The sequence below is a fragment of the Leucobacter salsicius M1-8 genome, from assembly GCF_000350525.1.
GTDB lineage: Bacteria > Actinomycetota > Actinomycetes > Actinomycetales > Microbacteriaceae > Leucobacter > Leucobacter salsicius.
The window spans coordinates 1-1238 of sequence record NZ_AOCN01000017.1 but is presented as its reverse complement, the minus strand read 5'-3'; the positions used below and the strand labels follow the sequence as shown (position 1 = coordinate 1238).

The following is a 1238-nucleotide window of genomic DNA, read 5'->3' as shown; positions in this document are numbered from 1 at the left end:
GTGAATAAGTTCGTCCATCTTCTCACGCGGCGTGTAGAAACCGAGAGTCTTACGCGGCCGATTATTGAGCTGGACCACGACTGCCTGAATCTCTGCATCACTGACCGTATTGAAATCAGTTCCCTTGGGATAGTAATCACGAATGAGACCATTGAGGTTTTCGTTTGACCCCCGCTGCCACGGGGAATGCGGATCACAAAAGAACACCGGACAGCCCGTCGCTACAGTGAACTCGCGATGCCTAGACATCTCTTGACCTTGATCCCAGGTCAGTGTTTGCCGGAGCCGTGCCGGTAACTGCTCGATTTGTTGGCGGAGCACATCGATCACAGTCTTCGAGACCCGCGTGCCGGGCAGACGACCGATTAAGGCGAATCTCGTTGTCCGTTCCACAAGAGTCACAAGCCCTGAGTTCCCAGGCCCAACTACCAAGTCCCCTTCCCAATGCCCAGGCACAGCACGATCAGAGACAATGGCAGGACGGTCAGATATCCGTGCTCCCTCGAGCCAGGGACGTTCCCCACGCGCAGGTAACCGCGACGCAGTTATTCTTCGATTTCGACCCGACCGTAGGGCTTTCACCACTGTCAACTCATGCCGAAGCGCGCCCTTGCCCTGCACATAGAGTGCTTGGTAGATCGTCTCGTGAGATATATGCCGATCTGGTCTGTCAGGAAACTGCATACGCAATCTTCCCGCAACTTGCTGCGGGGAGTATTTCTCATTGAGTGCCGCAATAACAAGACCGCGGAGATCACCATGGTCAAGCTTGCCAGCACGACCTTTGCGTCTGGCTTGCATCGTACGATGATGGGCGACCCCTGAGTGATACTTGAACTCACGGGTAGGGCCGTATCCGCGCCCCGTCTCGACCAGGTGCCGTCGTATTTCCCGAGACACCGTCGACACAGCGACAGCCAAATGTACTGCAATCGCACGTAAAGACCATGCGGGCGAGCTATTGATCGCCATCTCGATGAAGGTCCTGTCGTCACGTGTGAGTCGTCGATACGCCCGAGAAGGCTGAGTTCTTTGGCTATCAGAGTTTTTCACTGGTTCGATACCGCCCCGAGCGCCCATTCGAATGATCATGCCTGCAAGCCTGGCCCACTCGACGACCGCACCGGTATTCACGTTGAAGTGTTTCGCTGTTGTTTGTGCTGACGAGCCTGAGAGCAGCATTGAATACGCGATGCGGCGTTGATCCCATGAAACTGCCATAACGACCTCCTAGAGAA

The 1238-nt window shown here is 55.3% G+C and carries 1 protein-coding gene; it reads right to left on the bottom strand.

Features of this window, described 5'->3' with window-relative positions; all coding sequences use genetic code 11:
• A partial coding sequence (locus C795_RS17775) for an IS30 family transposase (RefSeq protein WP_198008406.1) occupies positions 1 to 1221 on the bottom strand: 1221 nt, incomplete at its 3' end.
• Positions 1222 to 1238 lie beyond the last annotated feature (17 nt).